This window comes from Pseudovibrio sp. Ad13 (assembly GCF_001623225.1).
GTDB lineage: Bacteria > Pseudomonadota > Alphaproteobacteria > Rhizobiales > Stappiaceae > Pseudovibrio.
Genome location: NZ_LMCC01000005.1, coordinates 150,078 through 173,769, shown reverse-complemented (window position 1 = coordinate 173,769; position 23,692 = coordinate 150,078). Strand labels below are relative to the sequence as shown.

The window sequence follows — 23,692 nt, the reverse complement described above, 5'->3', positions numbered from 1 at the left end:
AATGTTGCAGCAGATCGAAGGTGTTTTGGCAAAACGTGGCGGCGCTACTGTTGGCGAGATCGCTCAGGATATGAACATCCCAAGTGATTTTGCTATGGCGATGGTTTCCCAACTCAAAGCATTAGGCCGCATTGAGGAAGTGGGATGCTCTTCAAGCTCCGCCTCCAGTAGCTGTGCAAGCTCCTGTGGGGGATGCAGCTTTGCGCCGACGGTTCAGTATCAGCTCAAACAATAAGCTCTGCTTAAGCAAATAAACACAAACAGGAGAGTAAAGACCCGTTCTTTGCTCTCCTGTTTTGCATTTGGCCTATGCCCTCAACTTTCTGGTGAGAAAGCGCGCTCTAGCCTTTCCTGCAAAAAGGAGGGCTCAATGGCCTACACGCACTCACAAGATGAACTTAATTTCAAAGATGCTATCATCTCATGCCTGAAGAACTACTTTAACTTTTATGGTCGTGCATCACGCGCTGAATACTGGTGGTGGTTTTTGTTCAATGCGCTTGTCATCACCGTAGCTGTTCTTTTTGATATTTTGGTTGTGAGTGGTCTTATTTTGGGCATCTCAGAGCTTCAGCAATCATCAGGTACTTCTGGAACTGCAGTGGCAGTCGGTATGTTCCTGCCCAACATCCTCACAATGATTGTTACGCTTTTTCTGTTGTTACCAACACTAACGGTAGCCGTTCGTCGTCTTCACGATGTTGATCGTTCCGGCTTCTGGGTGTTCATTACGGTGATCCCGTTTTTTGGGGCATTGCTTCTATTGTACTGGCATCTGCTTCCTTCAAGGCAAACCGTCAACGCCAATTACGAGTAAACACTCAAACTCAGCTAAGGCAAAAAGTACGCACGCAAAACAGGAGCACAGACCTCAGTTCTTTGCTCTCTGGCACATCGTTAGACAGCCAACCTCGACGTTCTGGTCAGCATGTGCGGTCTAACACCCCTACAAAAACTTGGAGAGTAGCGTGGTTAGTTTTCAAAGCGCCATCAGAACCTGTTTCAAGAAGTATGTGCAGTTCACTGGGCGTGCGCCTCGCTCCGAGTTTTGGTGGTGGGTACTCTTCGTGCTCATAGTGATGATCGCTGCTTACCTTATCGATAACTTTGTGATCGCCCCTACTCTGGGATTGCCCACGGGGAGCGTGCAGGATGGTGCTCCGTTAAGCGCCATCTTGAACATCGCATTCTTCTTGCCTAATCTGGCCGTGGCTGTGCGGCGACTGCATGACATCAATCGATCCGGCTTCTGGCTGCTCATCGCTTTCATACCGATTCTAGGCGGTTTGCTGCTGCTCTACTGGTTTGTGCAGCCATCATTCCATAGCAAAACGAAATATTAGAATTAGAATTAATACAAACTGGATAGTGCTGTGTCGGATCGGGCATAAGCAGAAATTATGCGACACTTTGCATAGCGCATAGCTCCTAATGCAACTCACTTTTTCAAGGAAACAGTTACTACAGCAAAGACAAGTGCCCTATCTTTTGGGGTGCACTGGTCATGGATCGCGGAAAAAACATAATTATTAACAGTGTTCCGCTACGGAATTCCATGATTTAAAATTAGCACATCCCATCGACAGGTGGTCACATGGACAGTTTAGCAGTTGATCTAGCTCGATTCCAATTTGCTTTTACAATCGCGTTCCATATCATATTTCCGGCTTTTACTATAGGTCTGGCAAGTTTTCTTGCTGTCCTTGAAGGCTTATGGCTATGGACAGGACGTGATGTATACTTGCGGGTCTTCAAGTTCTGGCTCGTGATCTTCGCACTTTCCTTCGCTATGGGTGTCGTTTCCGGCATCGTCATGGCTTATCAATTCGGCACCAACTGGTCTGCCTTTGCAGACAAAACCGGATCGGTCATTGGACCGCTCATGGGGTATGAGGTGCTCACGGCCTTCTTCCTGGAAGCAGGTTTCCTCGGCATTATGCTGTTTGGTATGAACCGCGTAGGCAAGAAGTTGCACTTCTTTGCCACCGTGGTTGTTGCCATTGGCACCGCCCTTTCCGCTTTCTGGATCCTTTCCGTCAACAGCTGGATGCAGACACCAGCAGGCTACGCCATGAATGACGTGGGCCAGTTTGTGCCTGCGGATTGGTGGGCGATTATCTTCAACCCCTCCTTCCCCTACCGGCTCGTGCACATGGTGCTGGCAGCTTACCTGACCACAGCCTTCGTGGTTGGTGCCGTGGGTGCCTATCATCTGTTGAAGAACCGATTTAATGCGGCGGCGCAGGTGATGTTCTCCATGGCAATGTGGATGATGATTGTGGTCACGCCAATCCAAATGCTTGCGGGGGACTATCACGGCCTCAACACTCTGGAGCATCAGCCTGCCAAGGTTGCTGCTATGGAGGGGCACTTTGATTCCCAAGGCCCTGCCCCGCTCATCCTCTTTGGATGGCCGGATGTGGAAGCTGGAGAAACAAAGTACAAGATTGAGGTCCCTTATCTCTCGAGCATTATTCTGGCCCACAGCCTCGATGGTGTTGTCCCTGGTTTGAATGAGTTTCCACGGGAAGACTGGCCACCGGCAGCGATCGTGTTTGTGTCATTCCGCATCATGGTTGGTATTGGTGTCTTGATGTTGCTGGTTGGCGTTTGGGGCCTATGGTCTCGGATCCGTGGCCGGCTTTATGAGAGTGAATGGCTTCAGCGAGCTTCCATTGTTATGGGACCTGCTGGCTTTGTCGCCGTCATCGCAGGCTGGACAACAACGGAAGTTGGTCGCCAACCTTACACCGTGTACGGGTTGCTCAAGACGTCAGAATCCGTCTCACCTGTTGAAGCACCTGCCGTCTGGGCCTCGCTGGTCATCTTTGTAGCGGTGTACTGTATCGTCTTTGGCGTTGGTATCTTCTACATCTTCCGGTCCATGGCGAAATCTCCGGATGCGAGCCAGGGCGTTGAGGAAGGCGTACCTGTCAGAACCGCAGGCATCACTCCTGCACAGGCCCTTCAACCACATGAGGGAGATCGTTCCCATGATTCTTGATTATCCGCTCATTTGGGGTTTTCTCATTGCAGTCGCGATCTTCGCCTATGTGATTTTGGATGGCTTTGATCTTGGTATCGGGATCTTGTACCCGACCACTAAAGACGCTGATGAACGCACATTGATGATGAACAGCGTTGCTCCTGTCTGGGATGGCAATGAGACCTGGCTCGTCCTTGGTGGCGGCGGTTTGTTTGCCGTGTTCCCGCTGGCCTACTCGGTTATCATGCCTGCGGTCTACGCACCGATTATTGGCATGTTGATCGGGTTGATCTTCAGAGGTGTTGCCTTTGAGTTCCGCTTCAAATCATCTGTTGAGCGCAGACCTTTCTGGGATATATCCTTCTTTGCAGGATCTATTGTTGCTGCGTTCTGCCAGGGACTGGTGCTTGGCACGCTTGTGCAAGGCATTGAGGTGGTTGACCGCACCTATGCCGGCGGCTGGTGGGATTGGCTGACACCATTTTCTGTCATGACCGGTTTTGCCGTGATCTCCGGCTATGCCCTGCTTGGGGCCACATGGCTGGTGATGAAGCTGGAAGGTGTGCCGCAAGCGCATTTCCGCCGCGTCTCAAAGTACGCAGCTCTTGTCCTGATTGGCTTCCTTCTGCTGGTCAGCATGTGGATGCCATTCATCAATGAGAGCATTATGGAGAAGTGGTTCAGCTTCCCGTATCTGCTTTACACCTTCCCGGTTCCGCTTCTTGTTGCGGTCACCACGCTGGTGCTGTGGCGGTCTTTGATGAGCGATGCGGATTACACACCGTTCCTCGCTTCACTGGTGATCTTCCTGCTGACCTATGTGGGACTTGGGATCAACATCTTCCCGTATGTGGTGCCAAATGTTTACACTCTTTGGGAAGCTGCAGCGCCTGACAGCAGCCTGAAATTCCTGCTTGTGGGAGCGGTCATCCTCATCCCGATGATCCTCGCCTATACGGCCTACGCGTACTACGTGTTCCGTGGCAAGATCAAATCAACGGAAGGGTATCACTGATGAGCCTCGATAAAACTGGCGAAATTGACCAACCTTTATGGAAGCGGTTGCTTTGGTTTGCAGCCCTTTGGGTGGCAGGCGTTGCCTCCATCGCAGTGGTCTCTTACGCCTTAAGAAGTCTGATTATTTAACAGACCCAGCAAAAAATAAGGGCGTGCTATCCCCATAGCACGCCCTTCTCCCAATGAACCGCTCGCGGTTCCTCCTCCGCTACGGCTCGAAACTGTCCGGAGCCGAATATCTCCCGAAAATTCGCCTCTCATATTTCAGGGGTGTACTGTGATATGTTTTAAAAATCCTTTCAATGCGTCAAAACCCGCAGTTAGGCGATTTTATTGCCTAAAACTGGCGAAAATGAGCAAATCAAGGCGATGCTAATATGTGGGTGGCCTGTGGTTGTATTGCGGCTGACGCCTGCCCACTCCTTCTGATTGTTCGGAGTGACGTCTTGCAACCATGCTCCTGTCATGAAAAGTTCACTTGTTGTTTGAGGTCAGACGGACTAATCAGCAGCGCAATTTCCGCTGATGCAGGCTTATTCATCGCTTAAAGTTTATTCTGACTTGCAGCCTATTTTTTTGGGGTACCACACATGATCTTCGCGCAGCTTACCGACATTCACATCAAGGCTGGCGGAAAGTTCGCCTACAACTGTGTTGATACGCTTTCTCATTTGCGTCAGGCCGTTGCGCACCTCAACGCATTTCGTCCACGACTTGATTTTGTGGTGATTAGCGGCGATCTGGTGGATTTGGGCAATGCGGATGAGTATGAGCTGTTCCGGCAAGAGATCGACCAGCTGGATATGCCGTTTTATGTGATCCCCGGTAATCACGATCACCGGGATGCAATGCGGGATGCGTTTGCGGATCATGACTACCTGACTTCAGAGGGTGCACTTCAGTTTTCAATTGAGAAAGATGACTTGCGCATTATCGGGCTGGATACGACCATTCCGGGCAAGCATGACGGCCATTTTGATGCTGATAAGCAAGCGTGGTTGCGTGATGAACTGGACGCACATAAAGATCAGCCGACTTTGGTGTTCATGCATCACCCACCGTTCAAGACGGGTATTCAGCATATGGATGATATTATGCTGATGCGCGCTGATGAGGACTTCTGGCCTGTGGTTACAGGGCGGCCGCAAGTCCGACAGATTGCTTGTGGTCATGTTCACCGAGCGATCGAAGTCTTCAAGAACGGCATTCCGGTGAGCATCTGCCCTGCTTCAGGCCATCAGGTCACGCTTGATCTGGCTCCGGACGGGGAACCTGGCTTTGTTATGGACCCGCCTGCAGCGCGCATTTTCTGCTGGTCCGGGGGAGAACTGATCAATCATTTGAGTTTTATCGGCGACTTTGGTGGCCAACATCCATTCTTTGATAAGGATGGCAAACTGATTGATTAGGCTGGGTCTTTCTCTGTTATGAGATCGGCTTCGTTCTCAACGATGTCCCATGAGACGGCGGCGCCCATTTCCTGCAGTGCCTCCTTCTGCAGTTTCCATGCCTTCTGATTTTGGGCGAGAATGGCGGGGTCGCAAAGTTCGACGCGGTGCCCTCTGTTAAGCGCACCGATTGTTGTGTTCTTGACGCAGGCATTGCCATCCAGACCTGTCACAATCAGGTGGTCAACTTCTTGATTTTTCAGGAACTCAGCGAGCGCCGGTTCGCCAAAAGCGTCGCTCTTTGATTTCACAAGATCCAGATCTGGCTCAACAGAAATGCGTGGATCCATCTTTAAGCCATCAGAGCCTTTTGCCCCCAAACCTCCTCCTAACAGCCGGACCAGAAGGTTGGTGTACCACCCCTTATAAACCTGCCGGATGGAGATAACGGGCCAGCCTTTTTGCTGTGCCAACTCACCAAGCGCGTTTATGTAGTTGAGGCGGGCTTGCAGATAGTCGGGCTCCCAACTTCGAGAGCTGGTTTCCTTGATGAAGTCACTTTGAACATCAATCACCAACAGCGCAGTGCCTCTGCGGCCTTCAAACATGATCGACGGGCCGTTGGTTGGTGTTTGAATGTTGAGGACACCCCAAAAGGTATAGGCAGCAAGGGTTACCACGCAAAGCAAAGCTCCTAAAACCAGAATAAGCACCGTTCGCTCCCCAAGCCAAGACATGCCAGTCCCCACACCATATCATGCTGCAGAGGGGGGCTGACATTTCCAAATTTTGGGGAGCAAAGCCGTCAGAACCTGTACACAATCCAGCTGGTGCTAATGGTCCCGACGGCGGTCTTCGATCTTAGTAAGTTTCGTTCTCTGCCGGGAATTGCTCGCGGCGAACGTCATTTGCAAACGCCTTTACACCTTGTTCGATCTGGGATTTCAGTTCAGCGTACTTGCGCACGAATTTTGGCGTCTTGTCGAACATGCCAAGCATGTCATCGGTGACGAGGATCTGGCCGTCGCAATCAACGGAAGCACCGATACCGATGGTCGGAATTGGCACGCTGTCAGAAATTTCGCGGGCGACTTCATCTTTTGTGCCTTCCACAACAACACAGAATGCACCAGCATCGGCCACCTGACGTGCGCATTCCAGCTGTTCTTTGCGGCTTTCTTCGCTTTTGCCAGCAATTTTATAGCCGCCTTCCACATGCAGATACTGCGGGCGCAGGCCGATGTGAGCGACAACAGGAATGCCACGGTCTACGAGAAAGCGTATGGTTTCTGGCGCTGCGGAATTGTATTCCAGCTTGACGGCCTGACAACCGGTTTCCTGCATCACGCGCAATGCGTTGCGGTACGCGGCCTGTGGGCTTTCTTCAAAGGAGCCGAAAGGCATATCAACGACAACAAGTGCGTTTTGAGAACCACGCATAACGGCTTTGCCGTGCATGATCATCATGTCCAGCGTGACTGCTGTCGTGTCTGGCAAGCCGTGGAGCACCATGCCGACACTGTCGCCCACCAGCAGCAGATCGCAGTGCTCATCCAGCATCTGTGCGATTGGTGCAGTGTAGGCCGTGAGGCAGACCAGCTTGTGATGGCCTTTTGCCTTCATGATGTCTTTAATGGTTTTCCGCCGAGTCGCAGATGTATGAGACATTGTTTTAGGTGCCCGTTTCGTTCATCCAAAGCAGCTGGCCCTTTGTCTGGAGCAATCCAACTGCCTTCATTCTTTGTTATTCCGCGCACTCATTGCCAGTCCGTTCAGCATCAAACCGGCGTACGCTTATTATTATTGTTTTTTGATCTGTGCCTGTGCTTTCAGACTTATGTCTTTACGCGACCTCACCGAAAACCACTCTTTGTCTTTCGGAATTGCGCAGTGCAACATGTGCTTCCTGCGCCTTTATAAGGAATTTTCGGAGAATATAAAATAACGTTGAGATACCCAATGGGACTTTTGGTGCGGTATGTACCATTCACAGTTGAGTTGCGGACTTTCTAAACTGGCTAGGTGTCTCCCCTGTCCATTGCTTAAATGCCCTGCGAAACACCCTTGGATCCGAGTAGCCAAGCTCTGCTGCGATCTGTTCGGATGACAAGCGCGACCATAAGAGCAGCTCCATGGCTTGCGACTGGCGGATCTGCGAGAGGATATCGCGGAAGGAGACTTGAAAAGCGTCTAGTTTGCGCCGAAAACTGCGCTCGCTCATGGAGAACCCACCCGCAATTTCCTCGATAGATGGGTTGCTTTTCAGGCTACGGCGGACTTCTTCCTCCACGGTTTTAAGGAAACCCAGACGGTTGCTTTCTTCCTGCATCATGCCTGCCAGAAGTGTTTCAACTTCCTGCACAACAAACCTGTCTGCAGTTGCCAGCGGACGTTGCAGGTGCTCTGCGTCAAAAAATATTGCATTTCGTGACGCATCAAACCTGACAGATAGTCCGAGTGCCTCCTGATAGAGGCTTCTCTTTGCTGGCGGTGTCTGCATCATCTCAATACGCTGGATCGCTTGCTTGCTTCCTGTTGTGAAGCGGACAACACCCACCATGGCGGCAAACAGTTCCTGCACAAAGAACGTGAGCAACGCTGGCTCATGGAACCGGCTGCGCGCAATCATTTTGATCGCATTATCTGTTGCAGGTTCCAGATCAATCTCCAGCATGCTTCCGGTCAAGCGGTGGTACTTTATGCCGAACTCAAGCGCCGCTCTTCCCGTTGCACTTGCCATAACCCCAAGGCTGACGAGCCCGAGAGAGGTGATGGACTGACGGTGGCCGACAGCAAGGCCGAGGCTTTCATCTCCCGTCAACGCCAGTGCCTTGAGGATAATTAGACGGCTCTGCTGATAGGTCAGGCGGGCCTCATGAGACAGAAGCACCGAGGGGTCAGTGTTTTGGCTCAGGAATGTGTGAGGCAGCACTTTTTCTGCGGCGATGCCGCGTTGCTCGAGCTCCTGCAACAGATAGCGCAACAGGTGCGGTGGAACCTTTGAATGCTGCGCCACTTTTGGCGGTGCCAACTGGCCAAATTCAGAATGCATGCCCTCTCCCAAAGCAGTCATGCTACGGAAACACGGGAGTGACCGCAAGATATGACCGAATTTGTCCGCCCTACGTCCGTATATGTCCTTCTAAACCTGCCTTCTCTTGCCGTAGGGTAAGATTTTCACAGTTCGGGGAGGGAACGGTGGAGATTATAGATAGGGGTGACGCGGTCTGCATTGTTGGTGCAGGCCCGGCGGGGCTTGTGATGGCCCGGGCATTACAGCACAACGGCATTGAATGGGATCAGTTTGACCCAAACCCGGATGTGGGTGGTCTCTGGGACATCAAGCACGATGGTACAGCCATTTATGAGAGCGCGCATTTTATCAGCTCTCGCAGCTTGTCTGGCTTTGCGGATTTTCCGATGCCAGACCATTTCGCAGATTATCCCAAGCACACTGAGATCCTGAAGTACCTGCACGACTTCGCTGAGGCTTATGGGCTGCGTGAGAAGATTACCTTCTCAACTAAGATCGAAAAACTGACCAAGACCGAGAAGGATCGCTGGCAGGTTCATCTCTCTAACGGGGAGTGCCGCGAGTATAAGGCTGTGGTTTGCGCTACGGGCTCGCAATGGCAGGCCAACATGCCGGAGCTGCAAGGCTCCTTTGATGGTGAGATCCGCCATAGCCAGACTTACAAGAACATTCGTGAGTTTGACGGTAAGCGTGTGCTGGTGATTGGAGCGGGCAATTCTGGCTGTGATATTGCCTGTGATGCGGGTGTCTTGGGGGAGAAGGCCTTCATCTCCATGCGGCGCGGCTATTACATCATTCCCAAGCATGTGTTTGGCATGCCTGCGGACGTGTTTGCTGATGGTGGCCCTGATCTGCCTGTCTGGATGATCCGCCCGTTTTTCACGCTGTTGCTGCGTATGTTCAATGGTACGCTGCAACGGTTTGGCATTCCCAAGCCGGATCATAAGCTGTTCGAGACCCATCCTTTGCTCAACACTCAACTGGTGCATTCATTGCAACATGGTGATGTGACTGTGAAGCCGGATGTGGACCATCTGGATGGCTCACACGTGGTGTTTAAAGATGGCAGCCGGGAAGAGATTGACCTGATCCTGTGCGCGACCGGGTTCAACCAGCAGCTGGACTTTGCGGGTGAGTATTTCAGCTATGAGGGCGGACGGCCCAAGATGTTTATTCAGGCAGCCTCCCGCGAGCACAAAAACCTATTTGGCATCAGCTATATCGAGACCAACTCCGGCGCCTACAAGCGGTTTGACTATATGGCTGGGCTGGTTGCCAACTATCTGAAGGACCAGCAAGACAATCCATCTCGTGCCAGCCAATTGGCCGCAATCATCCGCAGTGAAACACCGGATCTTTCTGGTGGCATCCACTTTTTGAAGACGGACCGACATGCAGGTTATTGTGATGCCACAGCGCACACCAAGTACGTGAAGAAGCTTTACAAGCGGATGGGCTGGACCTTCCCGGAGGATATTCGCTTCAAGCGGGCTGCGCCCAAGTCAAAGGGTTCACCGAGCGCAAAGAAAGCGGAGGTAGCAGCATGAGCACCTATCGTTTTCAGGGGCGTACGGCGGTGATCACTGGTGGTGGTGGTGACATCGCCGGGCACATCGCCACGCGTTTGCATGAGCGGGGAATGAACCTCGTGCTGGCAGATAAGAATGGCCGGGCTGCGCGGGAACTTCAGGCCCGGTTAGATAACCTGCGGGTTCATGTGTTTGAGGGGGATCTGACACAGCGCGAGGAGATGGAACGTCTTTTGCGCGAGGTGGAAGAGAACTTTGGAGTGCTGGATGTGCTCATCAATAATATGGCGATCACCAAGGTTGATCGCTTTCATGAGCGCACGCCAGAGAGCATTGAAGAAGAGATCACCATCAACATGGTCGCCCCTTTGTTACTGAGCCGATTGGCGGTGCCTTATCTGCTAAAGGGCGATGATCCACGTATCATCACAACCACTTCGCTTGGTGGCATACAGCCGCTTCGCGAAACACCGATTTATGCGGCAACTAAGTTTGGTCTACGAGGCGCCATGCTTTCGTTTGCGCTGGATGAAGACCTGCACGGCATCAAAGTGAGTTGCGTTCTGCCAACTGCTACAGATACTTACATGCTGCGGCAGGAAGCGTTGGAAGGTGGCAGCGTGCTCAACTTCATTGATGAGCCACAATCGCCCAGCGTGGTGGCTGATCAGTTCGTGAAGCATCTGGAAAAGCCATGTCTGGAGCGCTACCCAAAAGCCAGCGACTCCTGGCTGACACGTCTGGCCATGCTGCTGCCCAACATGATGCCTCGTATTCTGCCGTTCTTTGAAAAGAAAGGACGACGAGGCATGGCAAAATATGTGGCCTCGCTGCGCAGGCAAGGATTGCTGGTGGAAGTCGACGGCAAGCTTTATCAGCGGCAACGGCTTTATCTGGACAAGCCGGAAATGGAGCAAGAGCTGGAGAAGAGCTGAAGAAGAGCTGAATGCTAACGACATACAGCCAAGAATAAATGCAAGACGCTCGGTCTTTTGAAGCAAAACGCAAATCACATAACTCAAAGACCTGAATGTCCTAACTGGCCCCATCGCCACATGCGGGATGTCTTAAATGTCACAGTGCACGCATAAGTAGGCCTCTATGGTTGGCATCTAATCTATAACATTGGTGCCTCATGCCTATTTCGAATTTAGCCTCATCACCGATCTCCTCCTCCAGTGAACAGGTGCATACTGCGCCTGATGTCCGTCCTTCTGACGCTCAGGAGGTAACTCAGCCGCGTGCAGATCCTTCGAAAGACAACAAAACGGGGTATTTCTACGCACCGTTCGCCTCTGACGATATACTCAAAATGGTTTCTGGCACCAATTTATCGAGGGACAAGGCAGGTAAAGATTTGCGCTCTCTTATTGTTGCGACAAACGCTGACAAGGCTGAACTCGAAATACAGAAGTATCAACTCGCTGAGAAAATGTACCAAGAAGCTGGTGGCCTTGCCTCTGGTTTTAACTCCTACATGGCGGACAATGATCTCTCGGAAGATGGCTTCATAGCCGCGTGTGGTCCTGATAAAATTGAAGACATGCTGAGTGCTGCAAGTGATCATGCATGGCGTGCTGATGCACTATTGCGAGTCAACGTAATCAGTAACGAGGAAACGGGCATCCTGAGTACGCTGAAAAAGGGCGAAGACAAGCTCTATATTGCAGGACATGGACTACAGGGTGCAGCAGGTATTACTTCAAAAACGAGCTCAAGCGAAAAGGGCTACAAAGTTGCATGGTCCCAAGACATAGCCAAAGAACTTGCGCATGGAGGGTTAAACAAGTCCTTTTCAGATATTCGCGTGGTATCATGCTTTGGTGCAGATGCGCGATTGCCTACATCTTTCGCGCCAGAATATTTGGCAATCGCATCCGAAACAAAAATTAATAGTTTTCTGTTCATCGAAGTAGACAGAGAACAGGCATTTGCTCAATACTTAGCGAATGACCTTAAGAAGGCTGGTTTTGAACACCCAGAGGTTTCTGGCTACCATGGCGCGGGAAAAGGTTACTCCGATGACACTCATAATTACCAATCCCTTTCCACAACACACGGCGAAGAAATGGTGAGAAGTTCATCCGTGCGGCAGGTTTTTATTCCGGTCTGAACTCGTGTCTAAAGCCTGTCCCGCAGGCTGTAGTAGAGCATGCCCAGAACCATCAAAGGCCAGCGTAAATGGCGGCCACCGGGGAAGACGTGGGTTGGGACTTTTTCCAGGATGTCAAACCGGCTGGCTTGCCCGTCGATCGCTTCTGCCATGAGCTGACCTGCCAGTGTTGCCATGGCGACACCATGACCGGAGAAGCCGCTGGCGTTGAGCATGTTAGGGGCGAGTTTGGCGAAGTATGGCATGCGGTTGAGCGTGATGCCCAGTGTTCCGCCCCAGCCGTATTCGATGGGTACGTCCTTGAGCTGCGGATAGACTTGCAACATGGGTTTGCGGACGAAAGCCTTTATATCGCGCGGGAACTGGAAGCTGTAGCTTTCCCCTCCCCCAAACAAGAGACGGTTGTCTGCTGACAGACGGTAGTAGTTGATCACGAACCGGGAGTCTGCCACGGCTACATCATTGGCGATCAGAGAGCGAGCCAGATCGTCTCCCAGTGGTTCGGTGGCAATGATGTAATTGTTGATGGGCATAACCCGCGCCGCGACGCGCTTTTCAAGGCTATCAATATAACCGTTGCAGGCAAAGACCACGTAGCGGGCAGTGACGTGTCCATTGGCGAGCTTCAACTTAGCTGGCTCGCCCTTTTCGACCTCCAGCACTTCAGAATTTTCAAAGATCTGCACACCAGCATTCTGGCAAGCCTCAGCAAGACCCAACGCGAAGTTGAACGGGTGCAGGTGAGCTGCCCCCATATCCAGCGTGCCACCATGATACGCCGTTGTATCGAGCATCTCTTGTATTTCGGCAGAGTCTACGAAGCGAAGTTCTTCGTAACCGTATGTGTTTGCCAGCTTTTCGGCATAGGCCTTGCTGTGACTTACATAGCTTTGCTTGTGATCTGCGTGGAGAATTCCCGGTTTCAGGTCGCACTGGATCTGGTGTTTTGCAATGAGATCTTTCGTCAGGGACTTGGCGGTTTCAGCAAGGTTCCAGAGTTCTTTGGCACGCTCCAAACCAACAAGACTTTCCAGCTCATCCTGATCTTTTCGCTGACCGCTGCCAAGCTGGCCACCATTGCGGCCAGAGGCTCCCCATCCAACACGGTGCGCATCAAGGAGGTGGACTTTGTAACCACGCTCGGCCAGATGCAAGGCAGAAGACAGGCCCGCATAACCAGCGCCGATGACGCAGACGTCGCAGGTATGCTCGCCTTCCAGTGCGGGAAAGGAGAGCTGCTTGTTTGCGGTCGCGATGTAGTAGGAGGCTGGGTATTGGCCTGCCTTATCATTGGCGTGAAGAAAGCCTTGGGAAATAGCCATGTAAGTCCTTGAGAAGGCTCAGGTTGCAAACCCGAGCCTCTTAAACAGCGCAGGGCAACAGTTAGTGCCCTTCTTGCTTTTCTTTCACTGCTGCCTGCTGAATGAAGTTTACGATCATGTGTGCAACCTCGCCAATTTGCATGGGCGCTTCCGAGGAGGCGATTGCATGATCGGCGATGTCTTCAGGCAGCGTGTCACCTCGGCGTTCCTTAAACAAGGCCACTGAGTAGTCCTTGTTGAACTCCGGATGCCCTTGTAGCGTGAGCGCCCTGCCCTTGTAGTCAATCGCTGCGAACTCGCAGAAATCTGAGGACGCGATGACTTCTCCATCTGCTGGCAGTTTTGTCACCTGATCCTGATGATAGGCTTCAATGGAGAAACTGGTCAGGCCCTCTGGCACCCAATTGGGATTTTCGAGGACATAGTAAGTGAAGACACCACAGCCCCAGCCCTTGTTGGACTTTTCAGCCTTACCGCCCAGCGCTTCTGCAAGGATCTGATGTCCGAAGCAAATGCCGACAATTGGCACGTGCTCGTCATAGGCCGTTTTCAGAAAGGTCTTTAGCCGGTCGATCCACTCAAGATCATCATAGACACCGTGCTTGGAGCCGGTGATCAGCCAGCCGTCGCAGTCATGAACGTTTTGAGGCAGTTGGCCATCCACCACAGGGTAAGACATGTAATGCCAGTTGCCCCCCTGATCCTTCAGGAGCGTTTCGAACATTGACGGGTAATCACCGAATGTCTTGCTCAGGTTCTCGGGTGGTCGGCCAACTTCCAGAATTCCAAGTTTAAAGGTCAAAGAGCACTCCAAAATTCAAAGAGGCAAATGCCGCATAATACATCTGATTGGACTACTCAGTTATATCCTGTCGGCTTTGCCTCTGTAAACTCTTGGAAGCCACTTCAGGCAAAATCTCATGCCGCTCTTTTGGGCTGTTTCAGTGAGATCGGCTTGTTCAGCTGGAAAGCGGGTAAATGGCTGATGGCCTGCTTCAGAGCTTCCCGTTCCGGCGTTGCCTCAAAGTCAGGGAGCAGCTCATCAAACCGTGTTTTATCCATCCAATGCGGGGTATTCCAAAGATAGCGCATTTCCAAAAGGTGTTTTGCCATGGGCCAAAAAGGTCGGCTCAGACGGATCAGCCACCAGCTGAACTGTTTGATACTCACATTCTGTTTGGTGACTTCTGTGAGTGCTTTGCTGAGTTCATTCCCCGTCCACGTGTAGCCGGGGAATGAGATGTCTTCATAGGTGTTCAACTGGTCTCGCATTTCCAGCAGTTTGACGGCAGCACGCGCCATATCCGGCAAATAAGCCCATGCGTGGGGTATATCGGTCTTGCCGGGATAGATGAGCTTCCCCTTCTCCAGCTTGGTGGACATGATCAGGTCAAACCAGTTGCCGCTGGCAGAGGTGTCGATGAAATCTCCAGCTCTGAGCAAAATGGTCCGCACATCTGATGTTTTGTAGAGGCGTTCCAGTTCTATTCTGATCAGACCCAGCTCGTTGCTTGCTTTTTGAGGTGTTTGCGGGCCAATGGGAGAGCTCATGTTTGGGCCGAAGCAGTAATTGTTGCCCGGGATGATGACTGTGGCTTTGGCATGTTTGGCTGCTTCAATCACCTTGTGGGTGAAGGGCAACACATCCCGCTTCCAGTGCGGATATTGTGGATTTGCGCCATTCACGATGACATCAACACCTTCTGCAGCTTCTTTCATGTTTTGGTTTGCACGGTCAAAGGCGCGAGTTTCCCAGCCTGCAGCGTCTAACTGCTCAGTCATGTTTTTTGAAAATCTGCCAGAGGCACCTAAAATCAAAGCTATGGGTCTCATGACCGCTCCTGTCCAATACTCTTTTCCAAATCGCATATTCTTATCCGAACACCGGAAGTCACGTTTCGGGAATACGCTTTAGACACGATAGTAGGCGCTCTATTTCCTATGTAAATTCGAATGTAATGCAGGTATGATATTCAATTATGAATAGCAGACTACATCATCTTTCCTGGGATCTCATTGGTGTTTTTGTAGCGGTTGCGGAGACAGGTAGTCTTTCAGCTGCTGCCAAGACGATGAACCAGAGCCAACCGACAATTGGGCGACAAGTGAAGGCGATTGAGGCGGAGCTGGGCGTCTCGTTGTTTTACCGTCATCAGCGCGGGCTTGGCTTGACAGAGGATGAGGAAGCTTTGCTGCCCCACGCCAAGGCTATGCATTCAGCGGCGGCTCAGTTTCTGCTTCATGCAGAAGAGCGCAAGCAAAGCGGTTTTGCTGGGCCTGTGCGTGTCACCGCCAGTCAGGTGATCTCTCATTATGTGCTACCAAAGCTTATTGCAGAATTTCGGCAGAGCTACCCTGAGATCCAGATTGAGCTTCTCCCTTCTGACGATGCGCAAAACCTGTTGTTTCAGGAAGCTGACATTGCAGTGCGCATGTTTACGCCGACGCAGCTGGACATTGTTGCCAAGAAGATTGGCGAGACACCATTGGGGCTTTTTGCAAGCCGCGCGTTTGTAGAGCGGGTTGGCATGCCGAGCACAAGAGAGGAACTCTTAGCGCTTGACTGGATCGGGTACGACAGGTCTGACCTGATCCCTGCGCGGAATGCAGGAAGCTGGCCTGAACGTGGACCGGGACTTCTTTAGTGTGCGGTGTGATGACAGGGTAACTTACTGGGAATTGGTGCGTGCCGGATGTGGGGTTGGTCTTGGTCAGATTGGAATCGGCCTTGAGGATGACAGTCTTGTGCGCCTTGATCTGGAGGACCCATTGCCTGCTTTGCCTGTTTGGCTGGCTTCGCCGCACACTCTCAAGCAAATTCCGCGCATAAAGCTGTTTTTTGACTTCTTAGCCGGGAAACTGCCTAAGCTGTTGTGATTGAGGGGTTCTGGGTGCTGAACCTCACTGGTCTCGCGTTTTACCCCTAAGAATGCATGGGATAACTTGCCGTAGGGGAAATTATCCCACTATCCCCTTTCGTACACACGCTCACTCTCAAACTTTCGGATATGTTGGTTTGGAGGGAAACGCTGTGTTCATTGGGAAACTTGCGATTCCGGACAAGCAGAATTTTAAGGCGCTGATCTTATAGCGAATGCCTTAGTAAATACACTCCTGCTATTTTTGCCCCTTTATTTGACAGTACAAGTTCCCGAGATTGCCACATTTTACTCAGGGTGTTTTCTTAGATCCCACAAGAACACCGAAACTTCTTAGCGGGAACTGAGAGATTACTTGATACCTGTAATGCGTTGTATCTCCTAATCTTTCTGCTTCTCGCAAGAAGACCAAACAAAGCGTGGCCCCTCGAAAAAAACAAGTAAATGAAACTGCGATTACTGTCATAAATCAAGGGAACACGCCGTGAGTGATTTTCGCTTGTCCAGCCCTCATGCCCTCAATACTGAGGAAGGTAGCCATCCAATGCATGAGGTGCTGGACGCCCTGATTGAAAGCGTCGCTTATGTCTCCCGCGCCCATGGGAATTTCCTCAGTAAAACAGCGTTGACTGCCGGGCTTCCGCTGATCAATGGGCGGTTGCAATTCTCTCAGGTAGAAAAAGCCTCCGAGAATTGCGGGTTACAAGCCGAAAAGCGACAGATTGCTCTTAGCAAGATCTCCAGCAGCAGCCTTCCGTGCCTGTTGGTGTTTCATGACAGAGCCTTGCGCCTGCTGGTGGGCTATGACGCAGCCACACGGCAGGCCAAACTGCTGGATCCTTTAGATTTGGAAAGACCGCAATATCTCAGCTTGGATGTATTGCAGCGGGCATACTCTGGGTATGCGATCCTGTTTTCATCTCTTCATGCACGCGACAGCAGTGGGCAGGTTCATCAAGACAACAAGCATTGGTTCTGGTCCGAGTTCACACGGTTCTGGCCTGACTATGGCAATGTTGCGCTCGGGACATTGCTGATCAACTGCCTTGCCCTCGCTTCCCCCTTGTTCATCATGAATGTTTACGACCGCATCCTGCCCAACTTCGCTGTGGCGTCGCTATGGGCTCTGACAATTGGTGTGGCGTTGGCACTGGCGGGAGATAGTTTGCTGAAGGTGGCGCGATCATCCATCCTCAACAGCCTTGGTAAAAAGGCAGATCAGCGACTGGCTTCCAAGATATTCTCTCATGTGCAGAACATTGATTTTTCTGCCAAAACCAAGAGTGCCGGTGAATATGCCGGGACTGTTCATGACTATGAAAAGCTCCGCGAGTTCTTCAGCTCAACAGCGTTAATCGCCCTGCTGGATTTCTGCTTTGTCGGGCTTTTTATCTGCATCCTGTTTTTCATCGTTGGTCCCATCGCCTGGATTCCCCTGCTTGCTGTGCCCGTGGTTTGCCTGCTTAATCTGGCGGCTCAATTGCCTTTGGAGCGAACCGTTCAAGCCTCAAGCCTTGAAGGGAACAAGCGGCAGAACATTTTGATGGAGACATTGGGCGGGCATGAGACAGTGCGTGCTCTCAATGCAGAAGCTCATATGCAATCCCGCTGGGAGCAGTCTGTTGAGCGCAGCAGCGAGATCCTGTTGCAGAGCCGTCATTGGTCCAATCTGGCAATGGTGGGAACAGGGCATGTGCAAGGCATGGTGTCGGTGCTGATTATTGTCTGGGGTGTTTATCAGGTTGAGGCGGGTGCTGTGAACATGGGGGGGCTGATTGCTGCGATGATGCTGTCATCCCGTGTGCTGGCGCCGATCTCTTCTATCGCCAATGCACTGGTCCGGTTTCGTCAGGTGCTGCACAGCTATCGCCAGCTTGGAGATTTGCTAAGCCAGCCAACAGAACGCAAGACAGGAAAAGCAACTGCAAACCTGCGGTGCTGCCGTGGTGAAGTTCAGTTTCAAAATGTCAGCTTCTCTTATCCCCTCAGTGAGAAGGCAAGCCTGACCCACTGCAATTTCTCGATTGAGCCTGGGGATACGATTGGGCTGGTTGGGTGTGTCGGGTCCGGAAAATCGACCGTAGGCCGCCTGATGAGCGGGCTTCGGTATCCTTCTGAGGGTGCTGTTCTCATTGATGGAATTGACACGCGCCAGTTTGATCCATCAGACCTGCGCCATTTTGTTGGGTATCTGTCTCAGGACAACACGCTGTTTCAGGGCACGTTGAGAGACAATCTTTGCCTTGGATTGCCACATCTTACCAACGAGGAGATCGAGGAAGTTTGCCATGTAACGGGGCTGCATAGCCTCGTGAACAGGCATCCGGCTGGTTACAATCTGATTGTGGGTGAAAACGGAGCTGCGCTTTCTGGTGGGCAGCGGCAATGTGTGGCGTTGGCTCGTGTTCTTTTGCGTAAACCTAAGATCCTGTTTCTGGATGAGCCTTCCAGTCAGCTGGACCTTTCTGCGGAGCAGCGTTTGTTGCGTGGCTTGCGGCGCTATAACAACGGTTCTCTGACACTCATTATCAGCACGCACCGCCCTTCCCTCCTGAAGCTCACCAATCGGCTGATCGCTCTGGATCAAGGCCGCATCATTGCAGATGGGCCGAGCGAGGAAGTGAAGCAATCCATGCAGCAACCGCGTCTGCATGAAGTGCCACAGCCTGCGCAGGTTCCGATTGAAGAAAGGCTGAGAGCATGAAGGGTTGGTCACTTCCCGTTACACCGCTGCATTTGCCAGAGTTTCACAGCCCAAAGCAGTCCAGAATCCTGATCTTCACATGTGCCGCAGTTATGCTGTTGTTGTTCGTCTGGTCTGCATTTGCCCATGTGGAAGAGGTCACTCGAGGCAATGGACGCATCATCCCTTCTCGTCAGATGCAGATTGTGCAAGCTCCGGAACGCGGAATTGTCTCTGAGGTGTTGTTCTATGAAGGCGAAATCGTTGAGCAAGGCGCGGTTCTGGTGAAACTGGATAATACCGGCTTTGCCTCTCAGTTGGGGGAGTTGTTGCAGAAGAAGTATGCGTTGCAGGCTCGTCTTGCACGGTTGGCCGCTGAGGCCCGTCAGGCAAATCTGGCGCTTGATCTTTCAAACACGCCTGCCGACATTGCCGCGTTCTTGCAGCGAGAGCTGGCGGTTTATAAAGCTCGCAAAGAGCAGCTTGCTGCGGAAGTTGCTGTGCTTCGCAGTCAGTTCAGCCAGAAAGAACAGGATCTGAAGCAGCTTGAAGCTGAGGCACAGATGCTGAGCGCCAATCTGACCATCATTGCGCGGGAACTGGAGATCAACCAGCAGCTCTATAAACGTGGTGTCCTGCCAGAGATCGAGTTTTTGCGGCTCAAGCGGCAGTACACAACTCTGGAGGGAGAACGGCAGATGCTGGAGGCTTCTCTTTCAAGTGCCCGCTCTGCCAAGGAAGAGGTTCTACAAAAGGTAGCATCTGCGCAGACAGCGTTTGCCTCTCAGGCACAGTCGGATCTGGTGGCGACCAAAGCGGAACTTACTGTGATTGAGGAGCGGCTGCGCGGGGCGGAGGATCGGGTGCATCGCAGTGCGTTGGTGGCACCCGTTCGCGGGGTGATCAACAAACTCAATGTCAGCACCATTGGGGCGGTGGTTCAGACTGGCGAGCCATTGATTGAGATTGTTCCGCTGGAAGACACGCTGCTGATTGCTGCAAAAATCCAGCCGCAACATGTGGCCTTCCTACATCCGGGTCAGGATGTGAGCGTGAAGATCACGGCCTATGATTATTCTATCTATGGTGGATTGGACGGCGTGTTGGAGCGGATCAGTCCGGACACGTCAGAGGACGAGCGGGGACAGGCGTTTTTCAAGGTGATTGTGCGGACCAAGCAAAACCATCTGGGATCAGAGCAAAACCCGTTGCCCATCACGCCGGGCATGACGGCGAGCATTGATATTCTGACCGGTGAGAAAAGCGTGCTGAGTTATCTTGCCAAACCACTGCTCAAGGTGAAAGCGGAGGCATTTCGCGAGCGGTGAGATAGCAACTCCTCTCGCAGCAAACTAGAGCATAGGCGAGAGGAATGAGAAGGATTTATAGTCCGGTGCGAGCAACAGCATATCGGCCAAGTCAGTGTTTTGCAGAGAGGCCACGGACTGTTGCAGCCCCATCAGGGCAGCCGGATTGGACAGGCTCATGCGCAGCACTTCTTCAGCCGGGAACTGAAGCTCAGTTATCATGCGCGCAACAGACTCCAGCATGGTGACGTGCGCCCCTGCCAGAGACCCGGCTTTGTTGATGAGCTTGCCGTCTTCCAGATAGACCTGATGACCGTAAAGATTGAAGTTTTCCGGTCCACCGACAGTTGGCATAGCATCACTGATGATGATCATATGATCTTTGACAGGCCGCGCACGTATGGCAAGGCGGAGCATGTCGTCGGCGACGTGGTGCCCATCTACGATCAGCGAGCAATAGGCAGTGCTGTTGATGCCCGTTCCAACGGCTCCCGGCTCGCGGTTGACCATCTGGGACATGCCGTTGAACAGGTGTGTGAAGAGGTTTGCGCCCTCTTTCAGAACTGGTTTGATCTGCGCTGCGCCTGCATCAGTATGGCCGATAGAGACAACTGCGCCCATTTCAACCAGTCTTGCAACATCACCTTTGGCAACGCCTTCTGGTGCGACCGTCATGAGGACCGGGATGTCCCGATCTCGCAGGTCGCGGACCAGCTGCAAACTGCGCTCATTAAGCGGACGAACCCAGCTGGCTTCGTGGGTGCCTTTGCGCTCTACACTGATGTGCGGGCCTTCGATGTGGATGCCTTTGATGCCATAGGTGCCGTAAGCATCCTTCATGGCCTCAACGGCGTCCTCCAGCACATTTGGCGCGTCGGTGATGACTGTTGGCAGCAAGGCTGTGGTGCCGAATTGGCGGTGCGCCGCTGCAATGGCAGCCAGACCCTCTGGTGATGGTGAAGTGTTGTAGAGAACCCCGCCGCCGCCGTTGATCTGGATATCAAAGAAACCCGGTGTGATGAGGCCAGAGAGTTTTTTCACGGTCGCATCGGCGGGCAACTGGTCTGCTGAAGACAAGCCTGCGCATTTGCCATCCACGAGATGAATAGCGGTATCGGTCAGCAGGTTCTGGCCGTCAAACAGCTGATCTGGACACAGCCAGATATTTTGGTTGCCCGGTGCGGTGCTCATAGAGCCTCCTCAAGCTGAGGTGCCTCAACTCTCTCAAAGAAATATGGGTCCAGTGCCTGCTGGATTTCAGCAATCACCAGCGCCTTCTCTATGCCAAAACCGTGGCTCTGCAAAGCCCGCGCACGTTCAACAGTGCGAGATGCAAACAGTTGAAGCTGCAGTACCTTTGGAATCTCATGGGTTTGTAAGGCAGCAAAGAGTGCCTTAAGGGCATCCTGCACCTTCTCCTGAGGCCAGTAATACCGGATGCGATCTGCATAACTGAAGTGGCACAGCAAGCGCAGTTCCTGATCAGATCCCTGATAGTGAGAGCGCCAGTACTTGGGCTCAGACAGCATTTCAGCTTCCAGAATCTTTGAGATTTTTGGCGCAGTGCGCTTGTCCTCTTCCAGCCAATCCAGCATCTGATCGAGCGCGTAGATGGCCTGTCTGTAGGCGAAGGTGAGCGCAGGGCCGACTTTCAGGATCGCAAAGCCCATGTTGGCGAGGCGTGGGAACGCGCTGTCCAGCTGGTAATCGGTGCTGTGCGCTTCGAACACAACGTTCTGGAACGGGTCAAGCGCTGCTCGCAGAGCTTTGCCGTCATCAGCGGGTAGATGATCGATGTGGAAGGGTGAGAACTCGACACCCGGCTGCACGACAAGACCGCAGATGCGGTCTTTGGCATCCTGCAGGCCCAGCTCATCGAACTTATCAAAATGCATATGCAAGGTACGCGAGGCACGCGCGGGTGGGGTTGGCTCAATGCTATGAGCCTCACCTTCTTCACGCGCGCCTCCGGGAGGAGGAACTTCCGTACCGACGATGTAGTTGAGACGGCTTGGGTCTGGTGCATACTCTTCACAAACCGCTGCCAGTTCCGCAGCGCGACTGGCGCTCAGTTCGTCACCGACTTGAGCCTCTTCGCCTGCGCAGCCTTCTGAGCAATCCAGATGGATTTTGGTGAACCCAGCTTGCACATAGGCTTTCATCAGCTCTTTGGCTTTTGCCATGGCCTGATCGGCAGGCATGGAGCGCCAGGCTTGCGGGCCGAGATGGTCGCCGCCGAGGATGAGCGCGTCCTCCGGCAATCCGGCAGTGGCGCAAATGCTTTTGACGTAGCTGACAAAGTCTGCTGGCTTCATGCCTGTGTAGCCGCCGTCCTGATTGACTTGGTTGCTGGTCGCTTCCAGCAGCAGGGTCGTGCCTTTTTCTGCTGCGAGCAGAGCGGAAGCAAGGATGACGTCCGGCTGCGCGGAGCAGATGGAGGGAAGCGCGGCTCTGGCGCCTGCACGGTTGGCAGTGATCACCTCAAGCAAAGGGTTGCTCATGACGGCTCCTCCAATATTTGATAGTTTTGGACCGCAGCAAGCGCCGCTCCACGTGTGCCGCTGCTGTCACCATATTCCGCAACACGGATTTCCGGCGGCTCGGTCTGGTCCAGCAAGTGGCCCGGCAGAGCTTGCGCAATGAGGCGGTCGATGTTCGGGATCTTGGAAAGGCCACCGCCGAGCACAATGCAGTCCGGGTCTACCGTGCATTGGAGTGCCGCAACCAGTTCCGCCACAATGCGGGCCCACTTGCGCATGACTTCCTGCATCTGCGGATCACCAGCAGCGGATGCCGTGGTAATGGTCTTCGCATCGGCGTCTTTGCCGGTGACATGTTTGGCGAGGCGGCGTATTCCGGGGCCAGCCAGATAGGTCTCAAAGCAGCCGGTGCGACCACAGCCGCATTGGATACCGTCGAGCCCGAGTTCCTTCATGGTCATGTAGGGAATGCCGAGGTGACCGTATTCTCCAGCAGCCCCATTCAGACCCGAGATTAACGTGCCATTGGAGCAGTAACCGCCACCAACACCTGTGCCGATGATCAGGCCGAAGACGCTGGCGTAGCTTCGCCCAGCACCGAGCATTGCTTCAGAGAGGGCAAAGCAGTTGCAGTCGTTTTCAAACGCGACGGCTCTGCCCAGTTTGTCGATCAGGTCCTGATGGACTGTTCGACCTGAGGCGAGCAGGTTGGCGGTGAGAAATTTGCCTGTTCGTTTGGAATGAAAGCCGGGAATACCAACGCCCACCGGCAAGCCTTTTGAACCTGCGGTTTCTTCCAGCCACACGACCATCTCGCAGAGAGCATCAACCAGATTTTCGTAGGAATCCTGAGGGGTTGGAATGCGTTTGGTTTCAACCACAGCCCAATCACTATCAAAAGCGGTTGCCTCAATTTTGGTGCCGCCCAGATCAATACCGCCAGCTCGAACCATA

At 52.7% G+C, this 23,692-nt stretch carries 23 protein-coding genes; 14 read left to right on the top strand and 9 right to left on the bottom strand.

Translation table 11 applies throughout. The features are described from left to right. The first annotated feature begins 1 nt into the window (after position 1). From PsAD13_RS07630 to PsAD13_RS07605, 7 genes are all read left to right on the top strand, one after another. Positions 2-235 carry a FeoC-like transcriptional regulator gene (locus PsAD13_RS07630; RefSeq protein ID WP_063287111.1) on the top strand — a complete coding sequence of 78 codons (234 nt, stop codon included), beginning with the start codon at positions 2-4 and terminating at the stop codon, positions 233-235. Between the two features lie 135 nt (positions 236-370). Next, positions 371-817 carry a DUF805 domain-containing protein gene (locus PsAD13_RS07625; protein ID WP_208986490.1) on the top strand — a complete coding sequence of 149 codons (447 nt, stop codon included), beginning with the start codon at positions 371-373 and terminating at the stop codon, positions 815-817. 151 nt (positions 818-968) lie between these two features. Then, a complete protein-coding gene (locus PsAD13_RS07620; RefSeq protein ID WP_063306513.1) occupies positions 969-1,343 on the top strand; it encodes a DUF805 domain-containing protein in 375 nt (124 codons plus the stop codon). A 251-nt stretch (positions 1,344-1,594) separates the two neighbouring features. Continuing rightward, entirely contained in the window at positions 1,595-3,004 is a 1,410-nt protein-coding gene (locus PsAD13_RS07615; RefSeq protein ID WP_084404666.1) for a cytochrome ubiquinol oxidase subunit I, read from the top strand. Beyond that, a complete protein-coding gene (gene cydB / locus PsAD13_RS07610; RefSeq protein WP_063306512.1) occupies positions 2,994-4,001 on the top strand; it encodes a cytochrome d ubiquinol oxidase subunit II in 1,008 nt (335 codons plus the stop codon). The genes PsAD13_RS07615 and cydB overlap by 11 nt, the downstream gene beginning before the upstream one ends. Then, positions 4,001-4,132: a DUF2474 family protein gene (locus PsAD13_RS27555; protein WP_152986720.1), complete on the top strand. Its 132-nt coding sequence runs from the start codon at positions 4,001-4,003 to the stop codon at positions 4,130-4,132. The genes cydB and PsAD13_RS27555 overlap by 1 nt, the downstream gene beginning before the upstream one ends. Positions 4,133-4,593: 461 nt before the next feature. After that, on the top strand, positions 4,594-5,412 hold the full coding sequence (locus PsAD13_RS07605) for a phosphodiesterase (protein WP_063306511.1): 819 nt from the start codon (positions 4,594-4,596) through the stop codon (positions 5,410-5,412). Here PsAD13_RS07605 and PsAD13_RS07600 read toward each other — a convergent pair. From PsAD13_RS07600 to PsAD13_RS07590, 3 genes are all read right to left on the bottom strand, one after another. Then, positions 5,409-6,128, bottom strand: coding sequence for an isochorismatase family cysteine hydrolase (locus tag PsAD13_RS07600; RefSeq protein WP_063306510.1), 720 nt, complete (start codon positions 6,126-6,128; stop codon positions 5,409-5,411). The two genes, PsAD13_RS07605 and PsAD13_RS07600, sit on opposite strands and share 4 nt — an antisense overlap. A gap of 124 nt (positions 6,129-6,252) precedes the next feature. Then, on the bottom strand, positions 6,253-7,059 hold the full coding sequence (panB, locus tag PsAD13_RS07595; protein WP_063317782.1) for a 3-methyl-2-oxobutanoate hydroxymethyltransferase: 807 nt from the start codon (positions 7,057-7,059) through the stop codon (positions 6,253-6,255). Positions 7,060-7,378: 319 nt separating this feature from the next. Further along, complete coding sequence (locus PsAD13_RS07590) at positions 7,379-8,443, bottom strand: AraC family transcriptional regulator (RefSeq protein ID WP_084404665.1); 1,065 nt, start codon at positions 8,441-8,443, stop codon at positions 7,379-7,381. Positions 8,444-8,589: 146 nt separating this feature from the next. Between PsAD13_RS07590 and PsAD13_RS07585 the strand changes: the two genes are divergently transcribed. From PsAD13_RS07585 to PsAD13_RS07575, 3 genes are all read left to right on the top strand, one after another. Then, a complete protein-coding gene (locus tag PsAD13_RS07585) occupies positions 8,590-9,972 on the top strand; it encodes an NAD(P)-binding domain-containing protein (RefSeq protein ID WP_063317780.1) in 1,383 nt (460 codons plus the stop codon). After that, positions 9,969-10,889 carry an SDR family oxidoreductase gene (locus PsAD13_RS07580; protein WP_063293660.1) on the top strand — a complete coding sequence of 307 codons (921 nt, stop codon included), beginning with the start codon at positions 9,969-9,971 and terminating at the stop codon, positions 10,887-10,889. Before PsAD13_RS07585 ends, PsAD13_RS07580 begins: the two co-directional genes overlap by 4 nt. Before the next feature lie 200 nt (positions 10,890-11,089). Further along, on the top strand, positions 11,090-12,067 hold the full coding sequence (locus tag PsAD13_RS07575; RefSeq protein ID WP_063317779.1) for a hypothetical protein: 978 nt from the start codon (positions 11,090-11,092) through the stop codon (positions 12,065-12,067). 8 nt (positions 12,068-12,075) lie between these two features. On the opposite strand, the gene PsAD13_RS07570 is transcribed toward PsAD13_RS07575, so the two are convergent. The 3 genes from PsAD13_RS07570 to PsAD13_RS07560 form a co-directional block, all read right to left on the bottom strand. Then, entirely contained in the window at positions 12,076-13,389 is a 1,314-nt protein-coding gene (locus PsAD13_RS07570; RefSeq protein WP_063317778.1) for an FAD-binding oxidoreductase, read from the bottom strand. A 61-nt stretch (positions 13,390-13,450) separates the two neighbouring features. Next, a complete protein-coding gene (locus PsAD13_RS07565; protein ID WP_057463794.1) occupies positions 13,451-14,191 on the bottom strand; it encodes a gamma-glutamyl-gamma-aminobutyrate hydrolase family protein in 741 nt (246 codons plus the stop codon). 116 nt (positions 14,192-14,307) lie between these two features. Next, on the bottom strand, positions 14,308-15,171 hold the full coding sequence (locus PsAD13_RS07560; protein ID WP_208986489.1) for a hypothetical protein: 864 nt from the start codon (positions 15,169-15,171) through the stop codon (positions 14,308-14,310). A gap of 197 nt (positions 15,172-15,368) precedes the next feature. Between PsAD13_RS07560 and PsAD13_RS07555 the strand changes: the two genes are divergently transcribed. The 4 genes from PsAD13_RS07555 to PsAD13_RS07545 all read left to right on the top strand — a co-directional run bounded on the left by PsAD13_RS07555 (position 15,369) and on the right by PsAD13_RS07545 (position 20,279). Beyond that, the gene (locus PsAD13_RS07555; protein ID WP_208986488.1) at positions 15,369-16,034 is read left to right on the top strand and encodes a LysR family transcriptional regulator; all 666 of its coding nucleotides are present in this window, start codon (positions 15,369-15,371) and stop codon (positions 16,032-16,034) included. Continuing rightward, positions 15,994-16,266: a LysR substrate-binding domain-containing protein gene (locus tag PsAD13_RS28475; RefSeq protein WP_208986487.1), complete on the top strand. Its 273-nt coding sequence runs from the start codon at positions 15,994-15,996 to the stop codon at positions 16,264-16,266. Before PsAD13_RS07555 ends, PsAD13_RS28475 begins: the two co-directional genes overlap by 41 nt. A gap of 486 nt (positions 16,267-16,752) precedes the next feature. Further along, positions 16,753-18,972, top strand: a complete 2,220-nt coding sequence (locus tag PsAD13_RS07550) for a type I secretion system permease/ATPase (RefSeq protein ID WP_208986486.1) — start codon at positions 16,753-16,755, stop codon at positions 18,970-18,972. Then, the gene (locus tag PsAD13_RS07545; protein WP_063317775.1) at positions 18,969-20,279 is read left to right on the top strand and encodes an HlyD family type I secretion periplasmic adaptor subunit; all 1,311 of its coding nucleotides are present in this window, start codon (positions 18,969-18,971) and stop codon (positions 20,277-20,279) included. Before PsAD13_RS07550 ends, PsAD13_RS07545 begins: the two co-directional genes overlap by 4 nt. Before the next feature lie 24 nt (positions 20,280-20,303). On the opposite strand, the gene nagA is transcribed toward PsAD13_RS07545, so the two are convergent. Genes nagA through PsAD13_RS07530 form a run of 3 tightly spaced genes read right to left on the bottom strand, consistent with a single transcriptional unit; the run spans position 20,304 to position 23,691 of the window. Continuing rightward, positions 20,304-21,449 (bottom strand): N-acetylglucosamine-6-phosphate deacetylase, encoded by a 1,146-nt coding sequence (gene nagA, locus PsAD13_RS07540; RefSeq protein WP_063317774.1) that lies wholly within the window; start codon positions 21,447-21,449, stop codon positions 20,304-20,306. Further along, positions 21,446-22,759, bottom strand: coding sequence for a class II D-tagatose-bisphosphate aldolase, non-catalytic subunit (locus PsAD13_RS07535; RefSeq protein ID WP_063317773.1), 1,314 nt, complete (start codon positions 22,757-22,759; stop codon positions 21,446-21,448). The genes nagA and PsAD13_RS07535 overlap by 4 nt, the downstream gene beginning before the upstream one ends. Next, positions 22,756-23,691, bottom strand: a complete 936-nt coding sequence (locus PsAD13_RS07530) for an ROK family protein (protein WP_063317772.1) — start codon at positions 23,689-23,691, stop codon at positions 22,756-22,758. The genes PsAD13_RS07535 and PsAD13_RS07530 overlap by 4 nt, the downstream gene beginning before the upstream one ends. Between the last annotated feature and the right edge of the window lies 1 nt (position 23,692).